A 21,971-nucleotide genomic window follows, 5' to 3' on the forward strand; every position below is an offset into this window, starting at 1 on the left:
CCGCAATACTGGAGGGGTGACCACGCTTCCCGCCGACCATCTCCTCGAACTGGTTCCTGCGGACGGGGTGATCGGTCTGGGTGAACCGACCCATGGCAGCGCGAACGTCTTCGCGGCGAAGATGGAGCTGGTGCTCGAGCTCGCTCGTCGCGGGAAGCTCTCGGCCCTCGCGTTCGAGGAGTCCTACGCACTGGGTCTGCAGGTGGACAGGGCGCTTCGCGGTGACGGAGACCTCGACGCCGCCTGGGCCCGGGCCACCTCCGTGTGGAGAACCCCGGTGATCCGCGAGGGTCTCGGCGCGCTCCGGGATCTGAACCGCTCGCTGCCCCCGGATCGCCGCATCGCGTTCCTCGGGATCGACATCAAGAAGCCGTCCCTCGCCGCGCAGGGCCTGCTCGACCGCGGCCACGACGAACCGCCGCTGCACGAGCTCGCCGGCGGCAGCGATCCCCTCGGCCCCGCCCGGGCGAACCTCACCCGTCTCTGCCGCCGGCTCGCCACGGGTCCCGAACCGTCGACGGGAGCCCTCGCCCGTCAGCTCCTCCGCTGGATCGAGGCCTACCGGGATGCACCAGAGCTTCCGGATCTCCACCTCCGCGACAGGTTCATGGCCGCCACCCTCCTCGAACAGCGGCCGACGAACGGGCTCACCGCGCTGTGGGCCCACAACGAGCACGTGGCGATCAACCCCGACTTCTACGGAGGGCCCGCGATGGGGCAGGTTCTGGCCGATGAACTCGGCGGTGACTACGCCGCGGTCGGCATCCTGTGCGGTGAGGGCATGTGCCGGGCGGTGGACCCGTCGACCGGCGAGGACGACTACCGCTCCGTGCCGCTCCCCGCAGTGCTGCCCGGCTCGACGGAGGCGGCGCTCGCCGCCCGCAACGACTCGTTCGTCCTCACCACCGAGTTCTCCCATCCCGGGCCCCGGCGATTCCTCGGCTGGAAGATCGACTCCTCAGCACCCGTCACGCAGCGCGGCGACATCGCCCGGCCCGCCTCGGACTTCACCGCGATTGCGTACCTGCCCGGCAGCGTCGCCGACACCGCCTGGGTCCCGGCCCGCTAGATCCGGCCGTCGGTTCCGTCATCCGGTGCGTTCTGGTCCCTGATCAGCGCGACGAGGGCGACCATCACGGCAGGGGAACCGGTGTAGTGCTCGCCGTCCCGCTCGAGGATCCCGATCTCGGCGAGGTCGCCGAGGTCCCTCTGCACGGCGACGAAGCGGCTGACCTCGTCGCGGTCCCACTCCCCGGTGGCCGGGTCGATCGGGACCTGCGGGGCGTACGGATCGGCCGACTGCAGGCGGGGCAGGGTGAGCCCTGAGGGTCCGCAGGCAGTGAGCAGCGCGGCGATGGTGTCGGGCATCCCGCGGAACCCTCCGTCCTCCATCTCCCGGGCGTCCTTGCCGAAGAGGTGCGCGGTGAGCACCGCATGGCCGAACTCGACGAAACCCTCTGCGGCCTCGGAGTCGGCATCAGGGGCGACGTAGGGCACGGGTCCCGGCCGACGGCGCACCCGGGAGCCGGTGACCTCGAGCCAGCCGCCGTCCAGCAGGGTGACCCAGGGACCGGCGAGCTCGGGACGTTCCCACATCGTCCGCACCGCCGGCGCCGTCCCCGCGTGCTCGCCCTCCAGCAGCACGATGCAGTCCGCCCGGTTCAGCGCGCCGGTGGCGGTGACGGGACGGTCCCCGTCCCCGAGGAGATCGAGGAGGGCCGCGGCCCGGCGCACGAAGGCGTTGCCGGCGTAGACCGCGTGGTCATCCCCGGGGACCATGTCCTCCAGGGCGATCCCGTCGTCCTCGTCGAGCGCGGGCAGGAACCACGGCCAGGTCCCCGAGACGGTGCTGTCGGTCCGGGCGGCCTGCATCTCCTCCTCGCGATCGAAGGCCACCGTCGGCGCGGGCAGGCGTCCGGTGTCGCTGAGCTCGACGCGCTCCTCGTCGGGCAGCGAGTTGTACCAGTGCATGTAGCCGGCCAGCTGCTCGTCGTCCTCGAGGTCGACTCCGAGGGCCATGCCGTGACCCAGCACGTTCGTGGAGAAGGAGCGGCGCGAGGGGTCATCCGCCGCCTCGAGGGTCGCGAACTCCAGCGACTCCACCATCGCGGGCGCCTCCGTGATCGGCATCGCGCCGGCTTCCCAGCGACCGGTCTCCGCGAGATAGGTGAAGAAGCGCACCAGCGTGGGCACCATGTCCATCACGCGCTCGCGCGGTTGGACGACGGTGCGCGGCACGACCTCGGTGAGCAGCTGCGTGGCGAGCTCCTGCGTCCACCATCCGGGCTCCGGGCTCCCCTGCTGCTCGGCCTTCAGGCGCAGCAGCGTCTCCAGGGTGCTGACCTCTCCCGCCACCGGGGCCTCGTCATCGGCCGTGATGCGCCAGGTGCCGTACTCGGACAGCACGAGCTCGCGCTCCTGCTTCCACTGCTCGTCCGTCATCTCCGCCATCCCCCCAGCATGACGGCCCACGACGGTTCCTGCCACCGGACGTTCACCCGTTCGCCCCTCCCCGGGAGCGCAGGGAGCATACGGTGTGGGCGCCCCCACCCATTCTCCCCACCTCTCCCGGAATCGTGATGGTCGCCCACTCCTCGCCCACCCGCCCCTCCTCCCCGGCAGCGGGTTCCCCACCCGCGAGGCTCCTCGCTCTGCTCGCGGCCCTCGCCCTGCTCGCCCCCTCCGCCCTGGCTCTGCAGGCGATGCAGGCCCCGCCCGCAGCCGCCGAGGTCACCGACGACCAGCTCGCCGCCGACGGCGTGCTCCGCGACTCCCGCACCTATCAGGTGGCCCCGGGCCTGGACCTCACGAACTTCTCCCGCCTGGAGGACGGCGGCTGGAACGAGGGCAGCGTGCTCACCGCGGACCTCGACGTCCCGACGCTCTCGCTGGACGTGGCCCACGGCGACTCCGTCTCCGGGCGCGCGCCGCTGCAGGAGGTGATGGCCTCCGGTGAGCACGGCGACCGGGCCGTGGCCGCAGTCAACGGCACCTTCTTCGACATCAACCACTCCGACGCCCCGATCTACACCTCCATCTCGCAGCAGGGCGTGCAGATGGGCTCCCCCTCCCCGCAGCCGGCCCTCACCATCGCCGACGGCCACGCCGCGATCCAGGCGCTCTCGGCGACGGGCACCGCGACCCTCGCCGACGGCACCTCGCTCGAGCTCGCCGGGATGAACAACCCCTCGATCTCAGCGGATGGCATCGGTCTGTACACCGCCGCCTGGGGCGAGTACACCCTGGACCGTCCGATGGGCGCCCCCGACGCCCCCGCCGAGCAGGTGGCCCGCGCGAGCATCGTCGACGGCGTCGTCACCGAGGTCAGCGGCCTCCAGGACAGCGCCGGCGAACCGGACATCGCCGAGGGCGAGCAGGTGCTCCTGGGCCGCGAGGACGGCGCGGAGACCATCGCCGACCTCGAGGTGGGCGACCGCGTCGACATCGAGGTGGGCCCGAGTGCGGACGTGGACTTCGGCCTCGCCGGCTCCCACCAGATCCTCACCGACGGCGCCGTGCCCGAGATGGGCGACGACTCGCTCGTGACGGGCGACCATCCGCGCACGGCGGTGGGCGTGTCCCGGGACGGCAGCGAGCTGTTCGTCATGGTCATCGATGGCCGCACCACCGACTCCCGCGGCATGACGCTGCCGGAGGCCGGGAAGATCCTGCAGGACATGGGTGCGCACAATGCGGTGAACCTCGACGGCGGCGGCTCCTCCGCCCTCGCCGCGCGCACCGCCGGCGCCGAGGGCTCCTCGATCTGGAACAGTCCCTCGGACGGAAAGGTCCGTGACGTCCCCAACGCTCTCGTCTTCTACTCCGATGCCCCGCTGGAGGAGCTCACCGCCGTGCAGACCACCACCTCGCTGGACGACAACGCCGTCTTCCCCGGCCTGCAGCGCACCCTGCGCGGCACAGGTCTCGGGGCGAACTTCGAACCGCTGAAGGCGGAGGGCTTCTTCGCGGCCGACGGGCCCCTCGACCTGGTCTCCTCCGACGCCGAGGGCGCGGTCGTGCGCGGCACCGGGCGCGGGACCGGCTCGGTGACGTACTCGACGGGAACGCTCGAGGACCGCCTGGAGCTGCGCGTGCTCGGCACGCCCGTCGGCCTCGAACCGGCGGTGCGCGCCCTGAACCTGGCCGACGCCGAGGACTCCGCGGAGCTGACCCTGGACGGCGTCGACGCCGACGGGCAGCGGGCCCGCATCGAGACCGCCGACGTGGAGGTCGCCGTCGACGGCGGCTTCGAGGTCACCCCGGACGGGACCGGTGCGTGGACGGTCACCGCGACCGGCGCCACCGAGACGGGCTCGGCGACCCTCACCGTCGGCGATCTCTCCACCACGGTGGCTCTCACCCACGGCACCGAGATCACCACGGTGCTGGACCTCTCGGACCTCTCCGCGTTCACCACGGACGCGGCCCGCGCGACCGGCACGATCAGCGCCGCCGAGGGCCCCGACGGCGAAGCCGGCTCTGCGATCGGGATGAGCTACGACTTCACCACCTCTACCGCCACCCGCGGCTTCTACCTGGTGGCGACGGAGCCGGTGACGGTCCAGGGCGATGCACTCGCCTTCACGATGGACGTACGCGGCGATGCCAGCGGCGCCTGGCCGCGCCTGCAGGTGGCCGACGCCGAGGGCACCGTCACCAACCTCGACGGCGACATGATCGACCACGAGGGCTGGGAGCAGGTGCGCTTCACCGTGCCCGAGGGCCTCGCGCAGCCGCTCACCGTGCAGCGGGTGCGGATGATGGAGACCCGCCCCGAGGCGCAGTACTCCGGTGACATCGCCGTCGCGAATCTCGAGGCGATCACCACCCCGGCGGTGGACCTCCCCGAGCAGTCGCCCGTGCACGACCCGGCCCTGCTGTCCACCGGGAGCGTGGTGGATCGTCCCCAGCAGATCGCCGTGCTGAGCGACGCGCAGTTCATCGCCGCCGATCCCGGGTCAGGGGCCGTCGAGGGCGCGCGTCGCACGCTGCGCGAGATCAAGGATGCCGAACCGGACCTGCTGGTCATCAACGGCGATTTCGTCGACGAGGCCGCCCCCGAGGACTTCGCCCTGGCCGCGCAGATCCTCGAGGAGGAGTGGGGCGAGGAGATCCCGTACGTGTACGTGCCCGGGAACCACGAGGTGATGGGCGGGGACATCTCGACCTTCGAGGCCGCCTTCGGTCCCGTCACCACGCAGCAGGATCTCGGCGGAACGAGGGTGGTCACGCTGAACACCTCCTCGGGCACGCTCGCCGGAGGGGGCATCGACCAGATCGCCGAGCTGGAGAGCACGCTCGAGGAGGCCGCGGGCGACGCGGACCTCACCGGGGTCACGGTCTTCTTCCACCACCCGCCCACCGATCCCCTGCCCAGCATGACCAGCCAGCTCACCGATCAGCGCGAGGCCCGCGCCGTCGAGGATCTGCTGGCGGACTTCCGCCGCACCTCCGGGAAGTCCGTCGCGCTGGTCAACGGACACGTCGGCGCCTTCCACGGCGCGGCCACGGAGGGCGTGACCACCCTGATCAACGGCAACTCCGGGAAGAGCCCGGCCGGCACCCCCACCACCGGCGGATTCACCGGCTGGACCATGCTCGGCGTCGATCCCGCCGCCGGCGCGGTCGGCACGGCTCCGAGCACACAGGACCGAGTGGACTGGCTGGCCGCCGAGACCCATCCGTGGGTCGACGAGATCTCGGTGCAGGCTCCACGGACGCTGACGGTGGGCGGTGTGGCCAGCACCTCGGCGAGCTTCACCCAGGACGGACGCACCGTGCCCGTGGCCTGGCCGGTGACCGCCCAGTGGGGCGGCGAGGGGGTGCAGGTGCTCGGCGACGGGGCGAAGAGCTCCGATCGCCGCGGCGTGGTGCGCCTGAACCCCACGACCGGCGAGATCACGGGCATGCGCCCGGGCACCGCGACCCTCTCGGTCACGGTCAACGGCCGCACGGCGACCTCCACGGTGGAGGTCGCCGGGCGCTGACCGCGGAGGGTGCGCGGATCAGACCAGTTCGATCCGCGCATCCTTGTCGTTCATGACCAGGATCGGCGTGACCGCCGGATGCCCGGCGACGCGGATGGCCGAGAGGTCGGCGCGCAGCAGCGGGGTGCCGGCGGAGACCTTCTGGCCGGCCTCCACGATGGTGGTGAAGCCCTCGCCCTTCATCTGGACCGTGTCCACGCCGACGTGGATCAGCAGCTCGACGCCGTCCTCGAGCACCAGCGCGACCGCGTGCCCGGTCGGGAACACATGGCCCACGGTGCCGGCGGCGGGAGCGACGACCTCGCCGTCGGTCGGCTCGATCGCGACGCCCGGGCCCATGATCTCCTGGGCGAACGTCGGATCGGGGACCTCGGACAGCGGGATGACCGCACCGGCCATCGGCTGGCGCAGGCGCACGAGGTGGCTGGTGCGCACCGCGGTGTCGGCGCCGCCGTCGGCCTCTGTCCCTGCCTCCGCCGCGAGCTGCGCGTCGTCGACCGGATCGACCCGGCCGGTCATGATCGACTCCATCGCGTCCTTCACGAACTGGACGCTGGTGCCGTAGATGACCTGCACGGACTGGCCGCCCGGGCGGACCACGCCCGCGGCGCCGGCCCGCTTCAGAGCACCGTCGTCCACGAGCGTCGTGTCGGCGACCTCCATCCGCAGCCGGGTCGTGCAGTTCTCCAGGTCGGTGATGTTGTCCTTGCCGCCGAGCGCGGCGAGGAAGGCCGTCGCCTCGGCGAGGTGCTTCCGTTCGCCGGAGAGCACGGCGTTCTCATCGGTGAGCAGGTCGCCCTCGTCGCGACCGGGGGTCTTGAGGTCGAACTTGAGGATGATCGCGCGGAACACCACGAAGTACACCGCGAACCAGAAGATGCCCATCAGCGGGATCGCCCAGGGGTTCTGGGCCATGGGGTTCACCCAGCCCAGCACCAGGTCGATGAAGCCGCCGGAGAAGCCGAAGCCCATCCGCACCGGGAGCATCGCGGAGACCGCCATGGAGATGCCGGTGAACAGGGCGTGGACCACGTACAGGCCCGGGGCGAGGAACATGAACGAGAACTCGAGGGGCTCGGTGACGCCCACGAAGAACGAGGCGATGGCGCTGGAGAACAGCACGCCCGCCGCCACCTTGCGGCGCGAGGACTTCGCGGTCACATACATCGCGAGCGCGGCGCCCGGCAGGCCCATCATCATCACGGGGAAGAAGCCGGTCATGTACTGGCCGGTGACGCCGTAGGTGCCGGTGGCGTTGAGGAAGTTGCCGAGGTCGTTGATCCCGGCCACGTCGAACCAGAACACGGAGTTCAGGGCATGGTGCAGGCCCAGCGGGATGAGCATGCGGTTGAGGAAGCCGTAGATGCCCACGCCGAGCGGGCCGAGGGTCAGGATGAACTCTCCGAATCCGACCAGGCCGGTGAACACGAGCGGCCACAGGAAGAACAGCACCAGGGAGAGCACGAGCGAGGCACCGGCGGCGACGATCGCCACGGAGCGACGACCGGAGAAGAACGCCAGGGCGTCGGGCAGCTCGGAGTCCTTGAAGTGGTCATAGGAGTAGGCGCCGATCAGGCCGCACATGATGCCCACGAAGACGTTCTCGACGTTGGAGAACGCGAGGTTGACATCCTCCTCGGCGATCCCCTTGAAGATCGCCACGCTTGCCGGCGACAGCAGATTGGTGACCACGAGCCAGGAGACCAGGCCCGCCAGGGCCGAGGTGCCGTCGGGCTTCTTGGCCATGCCGATGGCGACGCCGATGGCGAACAGGAGCGGGAGCTGGTCGAGGAGGGCTCCGCCGGCGATCTTGAAGAAGCCGCCGACGACATTCGTCTCGTTGCCGGTGGCGGCCAGGATCCAGTAGCCGATGCCGCTGAGGATCGCGGCGACGGGGAGCACGGCGACCGGCAGCATCAGCGATCTGCCGAGGCGCTGGAAGAACTTCATGGGTACCTCTCGAGGGGGTCGAGGACGCACCGGAAGGGCCGACGACGGTGCCGGGAGGTGCGTGCCTGGGGACGGCCGCCATTGTGCCCCCGCACCGGCTCAGCACCATGCTCAGGGGGAGCAGGCATGACGGATCCCGCATGACGCTCACCGCCGGGTGCGGTTGCCGCTCAGGTCCCGGAGGCGCGCACCGACCCCTGGTCGAGCCGTTTCTGGGCCGTCTTGATCGTGCTGGAGTCGTAGGAGCCCGTCGAACGGGCCTCGTTCAGGGCATCCTGCTGGGCGTCGAGGATCAGCTGCATGAGCTCTGCGTACTGCGACTTGACGGGATCCTCGGTGGCTCTGCGGAGCTGGGGATCGGCGATCCGGGCCTGCACCTCCCGCACCTTCTCCAGCACCCCCGGGTCGAAGTGCTCACCGCCGCGGCGGCGCAGATCGGGGTTGTCGAGCACCTGACCGGCGGCCGCCTCGTTGATCTCGACCAGCAGCAGGGCGAGCTCGCGTCGGGCCTGCTCCTCGTCGGTGCCCCGGATGCCGAGCACGCGGATCAGGAGCGGGAGCGTCCCGCCCTGGCCGACGAGGGTCACGAGCGCGACCACGAACGCGACCAGCACCAGCTGGGTGCGATACGGGAAGTCCGTGGGCAGGGACTGCGCGGCGGCGAGGGTGACCACGCCGCGCATGCCCGACCAGGCGAGCACGGCGCCGCCGCGCCAGCCCAGCCCGTTCCCGGCGTAGAACCGGGCATCGGCGCGGCGACGCTGCAGCCAGCGCTCGAAGCGTGCACTCCGGGGGTGCTGCTGGAAGCGCTCGTCGGCCGAGACCCGTTCCAGCGCCTCGTCGAAGCGCCGGGCCTGCTCCTCGTAGTCCGGACGTCGGCGGCGGGCGGTGAACACCACGGGGACCACGAAGGCGACCCGGATCAGGCCCAGCAGCACCGTGACGGCGAGACCCACCCAGACGGCGTGCCACACCGACAGCCCGCCCTCGGAGACGTCCGTGACGAGCGTGCGCAGCTGCAGACCCATCAGCAGGAACACGCCGTTCTCCAGCAGCAGCTGGACGGTGAGCCAGTTGGTGCGCTCGGCATTGCGGTCCGCCACGCTGAGGCGGCGCACGCTGCTCGCGCCGGTCACCAGGCCGGCGGCGACCACGGCGAGCACCCCGGAGGCGTTCGCGAGCTCGGTGGGCAGGAACGCGATGAACGGCACGACGAAGGAGATCGCAGTGGTGAGCACGGGCTGGTCGATCTTGGAACGGATGCGCACCGCGACGAACCCGACGGCGGCACCGATCGCGATGGCGACCACCACCGCGTAGAAGAAGTCCCCGGCGGCCTGCCAGAAGGAGAACGCGCCGGCCGTCGCGGCGACGGCGGTGCGCAGCAGCACCAGGGCGGTCGCGTCGTTGACCAGGCCCTCGCCCTCGAGGATCGTCAGGAGTCGCGGCGGGAGCCCCAATCGCTTGCCGATGGCGGTCGCGGCGACGGCGTCGGGAGGGCTGACCACGGCGCCCACGGCCACGGCGGCGGCGAAGCTGAGAGTCGGGAAGATCGCCCACAGCAGGGTCCCGACGCCGAAGGCGGACACCAGGACGAGGATCACGGAGAGCGCGCCGATGGTCTTCAGATCGCGTCGGAAGTCCATCACCGGCATGTTGACGGCCGCCGAATAGAGCAGCGGCGGCAGCACCAGCGCGAGGATCAGCTCGGGCTCCGGGGCGATCAGCGGCATCCCCGGGATGACGCTCACGGCCAGACCCACGATCACCAGGATGATCGGAGTGGCGAGTCCGAAACGGCTCGAGAAGTACGACGCAGCGACGATGATCAGCACGGCCAGGACGGCGACGACCTCGAACTGTTCCAAACCCATGGAGTGTCCTCCCGGTGGCCTTCGCTCCACCGTTCGGCGGCACACCCGATCTCCGGGCCGTGCGCCTATTTTCTCATCGATCGTCTCGCCCGGCTGGGATTTCCCTCAGGACGGGGGGGCGACGTCGCGCCCGACACGCAGAGTTTCCAGGTCGTACGGCCTCGCGTCACACTCTTGTCGCCGCCAGGGAGCACAATTCAGTGGAAACCGGACGTGAAGCGGACCACACTATGACGGGTGGTCCGGAGAGGCGGTGGTGACGATGAGCGTGGTGAGGGTCTACAACCGCGGGTACGACGTCGACACCGGGATCGGCGAGCTCCTGCACACCACGTCCGTGCGCCACGCCTTCGGGATGATCCGCCGCGAGGTCGCGAGCCCGGTGGAGCTGATCATCGTCGAGGACCGCATCCTCCCCACCGCGCTCGAGCTGACCCGCGAGCTGAGCGGTGCCTGGGTCGAAGGTGCCGGACAGCGCTCCGTCGGCTTCTCCTATCGGGCGATCCACGAGCGCGACCACTGGACCTGCGCCTACTGCGGGCGCAGCGTCTCCAAACGACCGCCCTGCGAAGCACTGCTGGCGACGGTGGACCACATCCAGCCGGTCTCCCGGGGCGGGGAGTCCTCCTGGTGGAACCTGGTGAGCGCCTGCAAGGAGTGCAATAACCGCAAAGGCGCCCTCACGCCGCTGGAGGCGGGCATGGATCTGCGCTTCGAGCCGTACGATCCGGCGCTGGCCTATCGCGTCGGCGGTCAGGTCGAGGCGCTGCCGGTGCTTCTCGCGGTGTGACCCGCTCCGCACGCCGACCTCCACCCCGTATCTCATCTATGAGATACGGTCGATCCATGACTGAGAACGAGAACTACCTGGCCCGTATCGGCACCCTGATCCGTGACGCCCGTCAGCATTCCGGCCTCACCCAGGCTCAGCTCGCCGATCAGCTGAGCACCAGCCAGAGCGCCGTGAACCGGATCGAGAAGGGTCAGCAGAACCTGACGCTGGAGACCATCTCGAAGATCGGCTCCGCCCTGGACTCCGAACTGGTGGGCCTCGGCACCTCGGGCCCCAGCCATCTGCGCGTCGAGGGCCAGCGGACCCTCAGCGGCTCCATCGACGTCAAGAGCTCCAAGAACGCCGGCGTCGCCCTGCTCTGCGCGTCGCTGCTGAACACCGGCACCACGATCCTGCGCAAGGTGGCCCGCATCGAAGAGGTCAACCGCCTGCTCGAGGTGCTCACCTCGATCGGCGTCAAGGCCCGCTGGATGAACGAGGACAACGACCTCGAGCTGAAGGTCCCCACCTCGCTCGACCTGGCCTCGATCGATGCCGATGCGGCGCGCCGCACCCGCAGCATCATCATGTTCATGGGCCCGCTGATGCACCGTGAGGAGTCCTTCCAGCTCCCCTACGCCGGCGGCTGCGACCTCGGCACGCGCACCGTCGAGCCGCACATGACGGCGCTGCGCCCCTTCGGCCTCGACGTCGTCGCCACCGAGGGCGACTACCAGGCGACAGTCTCCCCCGGGGTCGGCCCCCGTCGGCCGATCGTGCTCACCGAGCGCGGCGACACCGTCACCGAGAACGCCCTGCTGGCCGCAGCCCGGTACGAGGGCGAGACGGTGATCCGCAACGCGAGCCCCAACTACATGGTCCAGGACCTGTGCTTCTTCCTCGAGAAGCTCGGCGTGAGCATCCAGGGCATCGGCACCACCACGCTCACCGTGCACGGCAAGGCCGAGATCAGCACCGATGTCGAGTACGCCCCCAGCGAGGACCCGATCGAGGCGATGAGCCTGATCACCGCCGCGATCGTGACCAGCTCCAGCATCACCGTGCAGCGCGTGCCGATCGAGTTCATGGAGATCGAGCTGGCGCTGCTGGAGGAGATGGGGCTGCGCTACGACCGGTCCGAGGAGTACCTCGCCCGCAACGGGCAGACCCGTCTGGTCGACATCACGACGCACCCCTCGCAGCTCAAGGCACCGATCGACAAGATCCATCCCATGCCGTTCCCGGGGCTGAACATCGACAACCTGCCCTTCTTCGCCGTGATCGCCGCGACCGCCGAGGGCCAGACGCTGCTGCACGACTGGGTGTACGAGAACCGCGCCATCTACCTCACCGAGCTCAACAAGCTCGGGGCCAAGGTCAAGCTCATGGATCCCCACCGCGTGCTCATCGACGGGCCGACCCGCTGGAGCGGCGCCGAGATCGTGTGCCCGCCGGCGCTGCGTCCCGCCGTCGTGATCCTGCTGGCCATGCTCGCCGCGAAGGGCACCTCGGTGCTGCGCAGCGTGTACGTCATCAACCGCGGCTACGAGGACCTCGCCGAGCGCCTCAACAAGCTCGGTGCGCGCATCGAGACGTTCAAGGACATCTGAGTAGGAGCTGGGCCCCGCTCCTCCACTCGGCTCCGTGGACTCGACCCGCGATAGCGGGGCGATGGGCCGGCGAGGCCGCTCGGCACCGAACGGTGAGGGAGCCCCTCGCCCTCCGAGCTTCCGCAGCTACTGGCCGGCGAGCGCGTCGGGCTTCCCCGCGCTCGGGATCTCGACCGTCGCGGTCGACGTGCTCGTGGCCGGCGGGCTCTCGATCGGTGCGACGGCAGGCATCCTGTTCGCCGTCGGCTGCGGCGGAGTGTTCGTCGTCGCCGCCGAGCAGCCGTACCTGCCCGATCTGGTGCCGCGCAGGACCCGGGTCCTCGCCGATGCCCGGGTGGGCCAGTCGCTGACGGTCGCGGAGTCCTCCGGGCCCGCGCTCGGCGGAGCGCTCGTGGGTACGGTGGGGCCAGTTGACGCTGCTGCAGTGATCTTCACCGCGGCCGTGCTGGTCGCACTGCACTCACCGCTGCGCGGCGCCCGCAGTCGCTGACCCCTCTCCCTCGGGAGCTGTCCCATCCAGCAGACCGTGCCGGGCGAACGCCTGCGCGATCCCACTCTGGTGCACCGTGCCGGTGATCTCATCGGCCGCGGCCCGCGCCTCGGGGGTCGCCTCACCCATCGCGATGCCCACGCCAGTGATGCGCAGCATCTCCAGATCGTTGTTGTTGTCCCCGATCCCGATCGAATCGGCCACGTCCAGCCCGAGCTGGTCGAGCAGGGCCAGGATTGCCGAGCCCTTGTTCACCCCGGCCAGTGAGACCTCTCCCCCACCGGTGCCCAGATGCGTGATGGTCCCGGTGATCACGCTGAAGCCCTCGGGCGTGAGCGCCTGATGGACCCGTTCGAAGGCGTCCGGGGTCACGCCGAGGAAGATCGCCTTGGCGATCGCGTCGAGCGGGGCCTTCTCCGCGACCTGCTCGATGTCCAGCTCCTCGCCCGGCCCCAGCCCGGGCCGGTCCTCGATGCCGAGCATCCTGCGCATCTCCTCCCGACGCGAGGCGACGGGATAGACGCCGTCGCGAGCCTGGAGCACGTAGTCCAGATCGAGCTGTCCGAAGACCTCGATCATGCGTCTCGCCTTCGCGACGGGCATGGCGTGCTGGACCACCCAGTCCTCGCCGAGGTGCACGAATGCGCCGGCGCCGAGGACGGCTCCGTCGAACCCGATCTCCGCGAGACGAGGGTCCAGCTCGCTCGGGGAACGGCCGGTGGCCAGCAGTACGCGGTGCCCCGCGGCGCGGGCGGAGCGGATCGCGTCGACCGTCGAGGTGGGGAGGATTCCGTCGTGGGCGATGATCGTGCCGTCGACGTCGAGGAAGACGATGCGTCGTCCGGGGTCCAGGATCACCGGGCCCCCGTCCAGCTCGCGAGCGCCGGGGCGTCGGGGATGTACAGGCCCTGCTCGGCGAGCTTGCGGGCGGTGGCAGCACCATCGACATGGCGGCTCACACTCGCGCCGCCGCCCTGGGGCACCACGGAGTGCATGATCGTGGAGTTGTACACATGGACGAGGTTGAAGGCCTGCGCGCCGTCCCGGCCCCGCGTGCCGCGGTCGGGCGTCTGCAGGTCCTGGGTGTAGCAGGTGGCCGAGGCGACGGAGACCGGGATGCCCGCGAAGGTCGCGGAGGTCGAGTAGTGGAAGTGACCCCCGATGATCGCGCGCACATCGCTGCCGGCCAGCACCTGAGCCAGGGCGTCCTGGTCGCGCAGCTCGACGGTGATGGCGAGGTCCTGGACGCACGGGACCGGGGGATGGTGCAGGGCGAGGATCGTTCCCTCCGGGGCAGGCTCGGAGAGCACCTCTCGCAGCCAGGCGTACTGGGCCGGACGGATCTCGCCGTAGGCCCTGCGGGGCACGGTCGAGTCGAGCACGATGATCCGCAGGCCTCCGAGCATGACCACCCGGTCGTACGGGGCGTCGTCGGCCTCCGCATCGAGCAGCTCGGTGCGCATCGTGGCGCGATCGTCGTGATTGCCCATCACCCAGATGAGCTCGGCGCCGAGGTGCTCGGCGAGCGGCTCGACCAGCTCGCGCAGCTGCCGATAGGCGGGTGCCTCCCCGCGATCGGCGAGGTCGCCGGTGAAGATCAGTGCCTCGGGTCGCAGGTTGGTGGCGACCAGGTCCTCGAGCAGCCCCTCGAGATGCTCACGGACCGGGGCGACCCCGGACAGCAGCTCGCCCGGGGGCACGAAATGGGTGTCCGAGAGGTGGACCAGGGTGTGGTTCGCCCTCGGATATTCGGCGGCGCGCAGTGCGTTCATGCGAGTGTCCTTCCGGTGGTGCGGGGCGGCCCGGCGGTGCGCCCCTGGATGAATCGGCCGGGCAGTCTCTCGTGCACGACCCTGCCTCCTGCGGGATCTCCAGGCCCGGCCTCCGCGGATCCGCCCGACCCCGCATCGTCCCCGATGCCGGTCGCCCCGATCATCCGGGCGATGTTCGCGATGGTCCGTTCGGCGACGTCCTCGACGGCGATGCGCATGGTGGTCAAGCCCAGCAGGTCGATCCCGGGAAGGATCCCGTCGCAGCCGGTGGTGGCGACGTCCTCGGGGGTCCGCAGGCCCGCCTCGTGGAGACGACGGATCAGGGTCAGCTGCCGCAGGTCGGAGGGGACCATGACGGCGCTGACGCGGCCGCGACGGGCCAGGTCCACGGACTCGTCCATCGCGTCGTGACCTCGTCGGTACTCGAGCCGGTGCACCGTGGCTCCGCGGCTCTCGAGCAGCTGGGTCATGACAGTGCTGCGCACGAACTCGGGGTAGGAGTCCTCGGCGCGGGCGGTCTGCACGGCCACATCCGTGTGGCCCAGTTCCAGAATGTGCTCGGCGAGGCGACGGGCCGCGTCCTCCTCGTCGTAGGAGACGGCGTGGATCCGCCCGCTGCTCTCCGGGCGTCCGGCCCGGATGATGGGAAGCCGGTCGCGGAAGGGCTCGAGCTGGTCGCTGGTCACTCCGCCCGTGGCGACGATCAGACCGGCCACGCGCATGCCCATCAGGCGGTGCAGGCTGGCCACCTGCTGCCTGCCCTGGTCGTCATGCTTGATGGTCATCGACAGCAGCGTGACGCCGGCGGCGTGGCCCGCCTTCTGCAGCTCGCTGAACAGCAGACCGTAGGCAGGGTTGGAGGCGTCGCGCAGCAGGAGGCCGACGGTGGACGAGCCTCCGGAGGCGAGCTCGCTCGCGGCGACGTTGGTGACATATCCGAGCTCGTCGGCGACCGCGAGCACTCGGCGCCGGGTCCGGTCGGAGACCTTTCCCTGGCCGAGCATGACGCGGGAGGCGGAGGTGCGGGAGACCCCGGCGGCGGCGGCGACGTCCTCCAGCCGGACGCGACCGGGGGGACGTGGCTCGGGAGAGGCGGAGGCGGAGGTGCTCATGAACGGACTTCCTGGTCGACGGCTGTCGCCCCGGCGGTGCCGCGGGCTGCTCGGGTCCCACGATAGGCACGCAGCAGCCAGGGCCAGTCCGTCTGGATCAGATCGGCGCCGAGGTCGAACAGCGGTCCCCACCCGGCAGCGGGCCCGTGCAGCAGCGCCGCCTCGTCGTCATAGCCCGCGAACAGCGGGATCCCGTTCGTCAGCACCTCGGCGTTGACCAGCACGAACAGTCCGCGGGCGTGCAGCTCGACGAACAGGTCGGGGTCCGCGAGCTGGTGGTCCGGGCCATCGGCCAGCAGCTCGACGCCCACGACGTCGAGGTCATCGTCCTCGACGAGGTCCTCGATCTGCGCGAGATCCGTGCAGATCGGCAGGTAGGGGTACTTCACCTCGTGGCGCCGCAGGACGTCGAGCGGTCCGGGCAGAGCGGCCGGGCTCTTCAGCAGCAGCTGCTCGGTCATCCCGAGACCGTCCAGGGCGGGGAGGAGCGTGGCCCATGACCCCCAGGACCGGTCCACGTTCACCAGGGGCGCCGCCTCGTCCTCCACACCCAGCTCAGTGGGACGCAGCGCGGCCAGGAGGTCGAGCAGGCGTTCCACACCAGCCGGACGGCCCGGGCGGTCCACGTGCACGTATCGCAGCTCGTCGATCTGCCGCGCCGTGAGCGTGGTGAGGTTCGCGCCGATCCCGAGCAGCCGCTGCTCGGTCCCGTCGTGGAAGGCGTAGAACTCTCCGTCCGCGGAGGTCGAGACGTCGATCTCGACCACATCGGCCCCGGAGACGAGAGCGGCCATCGCCGCCACGCGGGTGTTCTCGGCGATGCTGCCGACGGCCGTGCCGCGATGCGCCACCACGAGGGTCCCGAGCTCGGCGAGGCGCCGGTGCAGGAGCCGGTCGGTGCCTCCCCGCTGCGGGTGCCGGAAGGCGGCGCTCATCGCTCGGCCCCGTCGCGATCGCGCTGACGGCGTGCTCGGGCGCGCCGGCCGCTGCGATCCCGGGCACCCCGCCCGTAGACCAGGTACATCGTCGCGCCGGTGATGATCATGAGCAGCACCGTATAGACGAAGGTGTTCGCGCGCGCATCGAGGTTGGCATCACCCTCGGTGCTCGCCTTGATGACCAGGCCCAGCGGTTGGAACAGCGGGTGCGCGAGAAATACGGAGGTGTCGTAGTCGTCCAGCAGGCTGTTGAAGTTCAGCGCCCCGATCGCCAGAACCGTCGGCAGCACCGCGGGCAGCAGGATCCTGCGGAAGACGTACAGTGTCCTCGCGCCCATCAGCGAGGCGGCTTCCTCGAGGTTGTCATTGATCCCCGAGAAGGCAGCCTTCAGCAGGCGCAGGGTGAAGGGGATCTTGCCGATCACGTAGGCGATCAGCAGGATCACGGTGGTCCCGGTGAGTACGCGGCCGCCCACCAGAGGGCTCGGATGGTCGTAGCTGATGATCAGGCCCAGCGCGATCAAGGTGGTCGGCAGGATCCACGGGATGTGGAGCAGGTATTCGGCGGCGAGCGTGATCGCGTTGCGGTGCTTCGCGATGATGCGGGCGACGAACAGCAGCCCGAGCACGCTGATCAGGGAGGCGAGGCCCGCGTAGACGATGCTGATGACGAAGGGCCGCAGGCTCGCGGACTCCCCGAGCACGCGCACATAGTTGTCCAGGGACATGGTCGAGAAGCGGAACTGCCCGGACTCGATCGCGCGAGAGTCCTGGAAGGAGTACAGGACGATGAGGATGACGGGCAGCAGATAGGCCGCGAACAGTGCGTAGGCGACCACGTGCACCGCGACGTTCAGCACCGGATTGCGGATCTTCTGCTTGACCAACTGCGAGGAGACCTTGGCGATCGAGAAATAGGTGCCGCCCTTCTCGATCCGGGTCAGGACGATCAGGAGGAGCACCGTGGCGATGCCGAGCACCAGCGCGAGGAGCGCGGCGATGTCCCGCGAGCTGGGAGTTGCGGCGAACGTCAGGATTATCGGGGTGATGGTCTGGAAGTCGCGCCCGCCGAGCACCTGCGGGGCCGACAGCGCCCCGAGCCCGCCCAGGAACGTGAGGATCGTGACGGCGAAGAGCACCGGTTTCAGCATCGGCAGGACCACTCGGCGCAGGATCGTCCACTCCGAAGCACCCATGCTCCGTGCCGCCTCGATGGTCTGATGGTCCACCTTGGACAGGGCGCTGGAGACGAACAGGAGGTGGTTCGTCGTGGTGGCCAGGGTCATCACGACGACGACGGCGAAGAAGCCGCTGAACCAGTCGGGGTCCATCTCGGGGAACAGTCGCAGCAGGAACCCGGTGATGATCCCGTCGGCGCCATAGACGAACTTGTACCCGGCGGCCAGCACGATGCCTCCGTAGATCAGGGTGGTGGCGTATCCCAGCCACAGGATCCTGCCACCCCTGATGTCGTAGTACCGCGTGACCAGCACGACGAAGATGCCGACGACGTTCACGGTGACCGAGAGGACGAACGCCAGCAGGAACGAATTGCCGAGGGACGTCATAGCCCGTTCCGACGAGGCGAGCTTCTCGACCGCCCGCAGGGTGGGCTCGCCGTCCGGGACGAAGGTCTGCACCAGCAGATTCGCATTGGGCCAGATCAGGAACGCGACGATGAACCAGCCCACGATCGCGCCGGTGACGATCACGAAGGGCGAGCGGATCATCCTCGAGATGCTGCTCGCGCCGTTCATCGCGCGGCCACGGACGTCACGGCGGTCGCGGGCGCCCCGTCCTCGGCGGCGCCAGAGGCGGCCCTGCCCTCGTACTGGAGGATCGTGGCGGGGTCGATGTGCACGGTGACGACGTCGCCGGCCTGAGGGCGGGCGGAGCCGTCCTCGGGCTGCATGACCTTGACGATCGCGCCGTGCGTGCTGATCTCGTAGCTCGAGCGCACTCCGTGGTACCGACGGCGCACCACGGTGCCGGGAAGCGCGACCGATCCGCCGCTCGCCGTCCCGGTGCCGAGCCTCACCTTCTCCTCGCGCACGTACGAGACGCGCGTGGGGTCGAGGGCCGTGCCCGACCGGGCTGCGACCTCCGTGACGAGAGCGGGCGACAGGCGACTCGCATCGCCGATGAAGTGGCACACGAACTCGGTGGCGGAGGCGTCGTAGATCTCTTCGGGGGTGCCGATCTGCTCCACCCGGCCGTCGTGGAAGACGGCGATGCGATCGCTCATGCTCAGCGCCTCGTCCTGATCGTGCGTGACGTAGACGGTGGTGATGCCGAACTGCTCCTGGAGGTCCTTGAGCTGCACTCGCAGCTGGGCCCGGAGCTTCGCGTCGAGGTTCGACAACGGTTCGTCCAGCAGCAGGATCTTGGGGCGCAGCACCAGCGCGCGCGCGATCGCCACGCGCTGCTGCTGCCCCCCGGAGAGATCGGCGAGGTTCTTCTCGAGCTGGGTGGGGGACAGATCGACCTGTTCGGCGATCTCCCGGACCTTGCGCTCCACCTCGGCTCGGGACTCCTTGCGGACCTTGAGCCCGAAAGCGATGTTCTCCCGCACGTTCAGCGACGGGAACAGGGCGTAGTTCTGGAACACCATGCCGATCTGGCGCTTGTCGCTGGGCAGGCGCGTGACGCGCCGGCCGGCGACGTGGACGTCCCCGGCCGAGGGACTCACGAAACCTGCCAGCGTGCGCAGAGCAGTGGTCTTGCCGCAGCCCGAAGGGCCCAGCAAGGTGAAGAATTCGCCGTCGCGCACGTGCAGGTCGAGGCCGTGGATCGCCGTGAAATCGCCGTAGTCCACGCGGATCCCGTCGTAGCGGATCATCTCGGTGCCTTCCGTCAGGGTGCGGTGGGTGGTGGTGGTGCGAAGCCGGTCAGACGACGTACTCGAGCTCGATCTTCTCGACCCAGCCCGGCAGGTTCTCGGTGACGAACTCCCAGTCGATGTCCTGCCGCACGAGACCTTCGTGGAACTCGACGATCGATGGCTCGGCCTGGTCGATCGCGCCCTGGTTCACGGGCATGGAGTCGAACTCCGCGGACCAGGCGGCCTGCAGTTCGGCGCCGCCGAACCAGTCGATGAACTCCTGGGACTCCTCGAGCTGGTCGGTGCCCTTGATGATTGCGGCCTGCTCGACCACGAACGGCACGCCCACCTCGGGCTCCACCACACCGGCTGTGATGTCGTAGCTGGCCTCGCGGCCGGGCAGGCCGGAGGACGGCAGCTGCCCGTAGTCGACCTCCCCGTCCACGATCCGCTGGAAGACGTCGACGTCCTCGACGGCGGGGCTGCCGGTGCTGAAGTACTTCTCGACCTCGGCCCAGCCCTCTTCGGAGATGCCCATCTCGCCCTCAGGATCGGCATAGCGGGTGAGGATGCCGGACATGACGATCTGGATGGTGGCGTTGCCCATGCTGGTCTCGGACTGGTAGCGGCCCTCGAAGGCGGGGTCGTTCCAGAGGTCGAGCCAGTCGTTCGGGGCGTCGGCCGCATCGATCCTGTCGGCGTCGTAGGCAAGCAGGATGGCCTGCTGCACGACGGGCCAGTAGTTCCCGTCCCCGGAGGCGTCGCCCAGCTCGGCGTCGATCTCGTTGGCCCACACCGGGGTGTACGGCTCGATCGTCTCGGCGTCCACGAGCTGGTTGAAGTAGACGTTGTTGAGCCCGAACACGACGTCTGCGACGGGGTTGCCCGCCTCGGCGAGGATCTTGTTGGTGGTGTCCCCGCCGCCCTGGCCGACGACCTCGATGTCGAAGCCGGCCTCGGCAGCCTGCTCGGTGAGCCAGTCCCCCCGGCCGTCGCCGTTGGAGTTCGTGTAGACGATGAGGGTGTCGCCGGAGTCGGCGCCGCTGTCGGCGCTTCCGCAGGCGGTCAGGGCAAGGGCTGCGGTCGCGAGGACTGCGGAGGCTTTCAGGAGCTGTCGCATGGGAAAACTTTCTGTACACGAAGGGGTGAGGCCCTCCGGAGGGCGGAGGTGCGGACGACTGCGGACGGGCGTCACGTCGAGGCCACGCCAGGGGGAGCGCTCCCCCACCGGTAGGAACTCTCGTCATCGAAAGTGGATCCGACGCAACGCCGAAGGCATCGCCATGTGAACTCTGGTCGAACAGTGGGGGAGCGCTCCCCCTGTGCGTGATCAGCAACACTAGGGGACACCCAGGCGGCTGCACAAGGGGCCCGGACCGCGTGTTAGTGCGTGCCGACCATAGGGGCCCTTCCTCCCGATCAGCTTGACAGGAATCCACAAACCGGTTTAACTGCTTTCTGTTCAAACCGGTCTGCGCATCGGTGCTGGCGTCAGCGCCAGCACAGCTGCTGAGACCGCCAGACCCAAGAACGACCGACCGGTTCGACCGAGCCGACTGCGCTCACCCCGCCCGGAGGAGGAAGACCATGCACGGTGCACGACCCACCATCGGGGACGTCGCGCGAGCCGCCGGCGTCTCCAAGGGCACCGTCTCCCTCGCATACTCCGGCAAGCGCCCAGTGGCAGAGGAGACTCGTCGCCGTATCTTCGCAGCGGCTGAATCGCTGCGGTGGACCGCGAGCTCGAGCGCCCAGGCGCTCGCGACGTCTCGCACCAGCACAATCGGTCTCGTCATTGCACGGCGACCGGAGATCATCGCCACCGACACCTTCTTCCCACGCTTCATCGCCGGCTGCGAGGCCGTCCTCGCCGAGGCCGGGATGGGCCTGATGCTCAACGTCGTTGCTGATGACGACGCCGAGACGGCGGCCTACGAGCGATACGCCGCGGGACGCGTCGATGGTGTGATCCTGCTCGATGTGGAGCAGGGCGACCGCCGCCCTGACCTCGTCCGCGAGCTGGGACTGACCGCCGTGATACTCAGCGCCGAAGCACCCCACGAGGAGGAGCCCGTCGACACACCCGTGGTCTACACCGAGGACGCCGCCGCCGTCGGCGAGCTCGTGGAGTTGCTCGTCGATGCCGGCCATTCCTCCATCGCGCACGTCTCCGGGCCCCTGCGCTACGTCCACGCCGCAGCGCGCCGGGACGCCTTCGCGGCTGCGATGACCCGCCATGGCCTCCTCCCCGACCGCATCGTCGAGGGCGACTTCACCGCCGCCTCCGGTCGTGATGCGACCGCTGCACTGCTCGACGGCGACGACCACCCGACAGCGATCGTCTACGCGAACGACGTGATGGCGATCGCCGGCCTCTCCTACGCGCGCAGCTCCGGGCTGCGCATCCCCGAGGACCTCTCCGTCACGGGCTTCGACGACAGCGAGCTCTCCGCGCACCTCTCCCCAGGGCTGACCAGCGTCTCCACCGGGGCCGATGTGCGCGGCGCCGTCGCGGCCCGCACGTTGCTGGCGGCGCTCGGCGGCGATGCCCACCGCGCCGTCCTCGTCGACGGCACTGTCGTCGTGCGCCGAGGCAGCATCGCTCCGCCCTCTCAGCCCTGACGATCCGCCCACCACCACGACCA

At 69.9% G+C, this 21,971-nt stretch carries 16 protein-coding genes; 6 read left to right on the forward strand and 10 right to left on the reverse strand.

Going from position 1 to position 21,971, the window contains the following annotated elements; all coding sequences use genetic code 11:
* Positions 1 to 16: 16 nt before the first annotated feature.
* Positions 17 to 1,069: an erythromycin esterase family protein gene (locus tag ACT3UL_RS14285; RefSeq protein WP_444578920.1), complete on the forward strand. Its 1,053-nt coding sequence runs from the start codon at positions 17 to 19 to the stop codon at positions 1,067 to 1,069.
* Here the strand turns inward: ACT3UL_RS14285 and ACT3UL_RS14290 are convergent.
* Positions 1,066 to 2,451, reverse strand: a complete 1,386-nt coding sequence (locus tag ACT3UL_RS14290; protein ID WP_226850132.1) for a hypothetical protein — start codon at positions 2,449 to 2,451, stop codon at positions 1,066 to 1,068. The two genes, ACT3UL_RS14285 and ACT3UL_RS14290, sit on opposite strands and share 4 nt — an antisense overlap.
* Positions 2,452 to 2,579: 128 nt before the next feature.
* On the opposite strand from ACT3UL_RS14290, the gene ACT3UL_RS14295 reads away from it, so the two are divergent.
* The gene (locus tag ACT3UL_RS14295) at positions 2,580 to 5,987 is read left to right on the forward strand and encodes a phosphodiester glycosidase family protein (protein ID WP_444578921.1); all 3,408 of its coding nucleotides are present in this window, start codon (positions 2,580 to 2,582) and stop codon (positions 5,985 to 5,987) included.
* Between the two features lie 18 nt (positions 5,988 to 6,005).
* Here the strand turns inward: ACT3UL_RS14295 and nagE are convergent, their stop codons facing one another.
* A complete protein-coding gene (gene nagE / locus ACT3UL_RS14300) occupies positions 6,006 to 7,937 on the reverse strand; it encodes an N-acetylglucosamine-specific PTS transporter subunit IIBC (RefSeq protein WP_444578922.1) in 1,932 nt (643 codons plus the stop codon).
* Positions 7,938 to 8,107: 170 nt separating this feature from the next.
* Positions 8,108 to 9,811: a cation:proton antiporter gene (locus ACT3UL_RS14305; protein WP_444578923.1), complete on the reverse strand. Its 1,704-nt coding sequence runs from the start codon at positions 9,809 to 9,811 to the stop codon at positions 8,108 to 8,110.
* Between the two features lie 262 nt (positions 9,812 to 10,073).
* Between ACT3UL_RS14305 and ACT3UL_RS14310 the strand changes: the two genes are divergently transcribed.
* The 3 genes from ACT3UL_RS14310 to ACT3UL_RS14320 are packed head-to-tail and all read left to right on the forward strand — an operon-like array spanning position 10,074 to position 12,683.
* Positions 10,074 to 10,601 carry an HNH endonuclease gene (locus ACT3UL_RS14310; RefSeq protein WP_444578924.1) on the forward strand — a complete coding sequence of 176 codons (528 nt, stop codon included), beginning with the start codon at positions 10,074 to 10,076 and terminating at the stop codon, positions 10,599 to 10,601.
* Between the two features lie 56 nt (positions 10,602 to 10,657).
* On the forward strand, positions 10,658 to 12,193 hold the full coding sequence (locus ACT3UL_RS14315; RefSeq protein ID WP_444578925.1) for a UDP-N-acetylglucosamine 1-carboxyvinyltransferase: 1,536 nt from the start codon (positions 10,658 to 10,660) through the stop codon (positions 12,191 to 12,193).
* Positions 12,194 to 12,227: 34 nt separating this feature from the next.
* Entirely contained in the window at positions 12,228 to 12,683 is a 456-nt protein-coding gene (locus ACT3UL_RS14320) for a hypothetical protein (protein ID WP_444578927.1), read from the forward strand.
* Here ACT3UL_RS14320 and ACT3UL_RS14325 read toward each other — a convergent pair.
* The 7 genes from ACT3UL_RS14325 to ACT3UL_RS14355 are packed head-to-tail and all read right to left on the reverse strand — an operon-like array spanning position 12,654 to position 20,446.
* On the reverse strand, positions 12,654 to 13,541 hold the full coding sequence (locus tag ACT3UL_RS14325; protein ID WP_443349600.1) for an HAD family hydrolase: 888 nt from the start codon (positions 13,539 to 13,541) through the stop codon (positions 12,654 to 12,656). The two genes, ACT3UL_RS14320 and ACT3UL_RS14325, sit on opposite strands and share 30 nt — an antisense overlap.
* Positions 13,538 to 14,455 (reverse strand): phosphodiesterase, encoded by a 918-nt coding sequence (locus ACT3UL_RS14330; RefSeq protein WP_444578929.1) that lies wholly within the window; start codon positions 14,453 to 14,455, stop codon positions 13,538 to 13,540. Before ACT3UL_RS14330 ends, ACT3UL_RS14325 begins: the two co-directional genes overlap by 4 nt.
* Entirely contained in the window at positions 14,452 to 15,567 is a 1,116-nt protein-coding gene (locus ACT3UL_RS14335; RefSeq protein ID WP_444578930.1) for a LacI family DNA-binding transcriptional regulator, read from the reverse strand. Before ACT3UL_RS14335 ends, ACT3UL_RS14330 begins: the two co-directional genes overlap by 4 nt.
* Positions 15,564 to 16,502 (reverse strand): glycerophosphodiester phosphodiesterase family protein, encoded by a 939-nt coding sequence (locus ACT3UL_RS14340; RefSeq protein ID WP_444578931.1) that lies wholly within the window; start codon positions 16,500 to 16,502, stop codon positions 15,564 to 15,566. Before ACT3UL_RS14340 ends, ACT3UL_RS14335 begins: the two co-directional genes overlap by 4 nt.
* Positions 16,499 to 18,235, reverse strand: coding sequence for an ABC transporter permease (locus ACT3UL_RS14345; RefSeq protein ID WP_444578933.1), 1,737 nt, complete (start codon positions 18,233 to 18,235; stop codon positions 16,499 to 16,501). The genes ACT3UL_RS14340 and ACT3UL_RS14345 overlap by 4 nt, the downstream gene beginning before the upstream one ends.
* A gap of 23 nt (positions 18,236 to 18,258) precedes the next feature.
* Entirely contained in the window at positions 18,259 to 19,344 is a 1,086-nt protein-coding gene (locus tag ACT3UL_RS14350) for an ABC transporter ATP-binding protein (RefSeq protein ID WP_193117519.1), read from the reverse strand.
* A gap of 49 nt (positions 19,345 to 19,393) precedes the next feature.
* Positions 19,394 to 20,446, reverse strand: coding sequence for an extracellular solute-binding protein (locus tag ACT3UL_RS14355; protein WP_193117518.1), 1,053 nt, complete (start codon positions 20,444 to 20,446; stop codon positions 19,394 to 19,396).
* A gap of 467 nt (positions 20,447 to 20,913) precedes the next feature.
* Here ACT3UL_RS14355 and ACT3UL_RS14360 point away from each other — a divergent pair, with 467 nt between their 5' ends.
* Positions 20,914 to 21,948, forward strand: coding sequence for a LacI family DNA-binding transcriptional regulator (locus tag ACT3UL_RS14360; RefSeq protein ID WP_441447830.1), 1,035 nt, complete (start codon positions 20,914 to 20,916; stop codon positions 21,946 to 21,948).
* The last annotated feature ends 23 nt before the right edge of the window (positions 21,949 to 21,971 follow it).

The organism is Brachybacterium sp. 107 (assembly GCF_052379725.1).
Lineage (GTDB): Bacteria > Actinomycetota > Actinomycetes > Actinomycetales > Dermabacteraceae > Brachybacterium.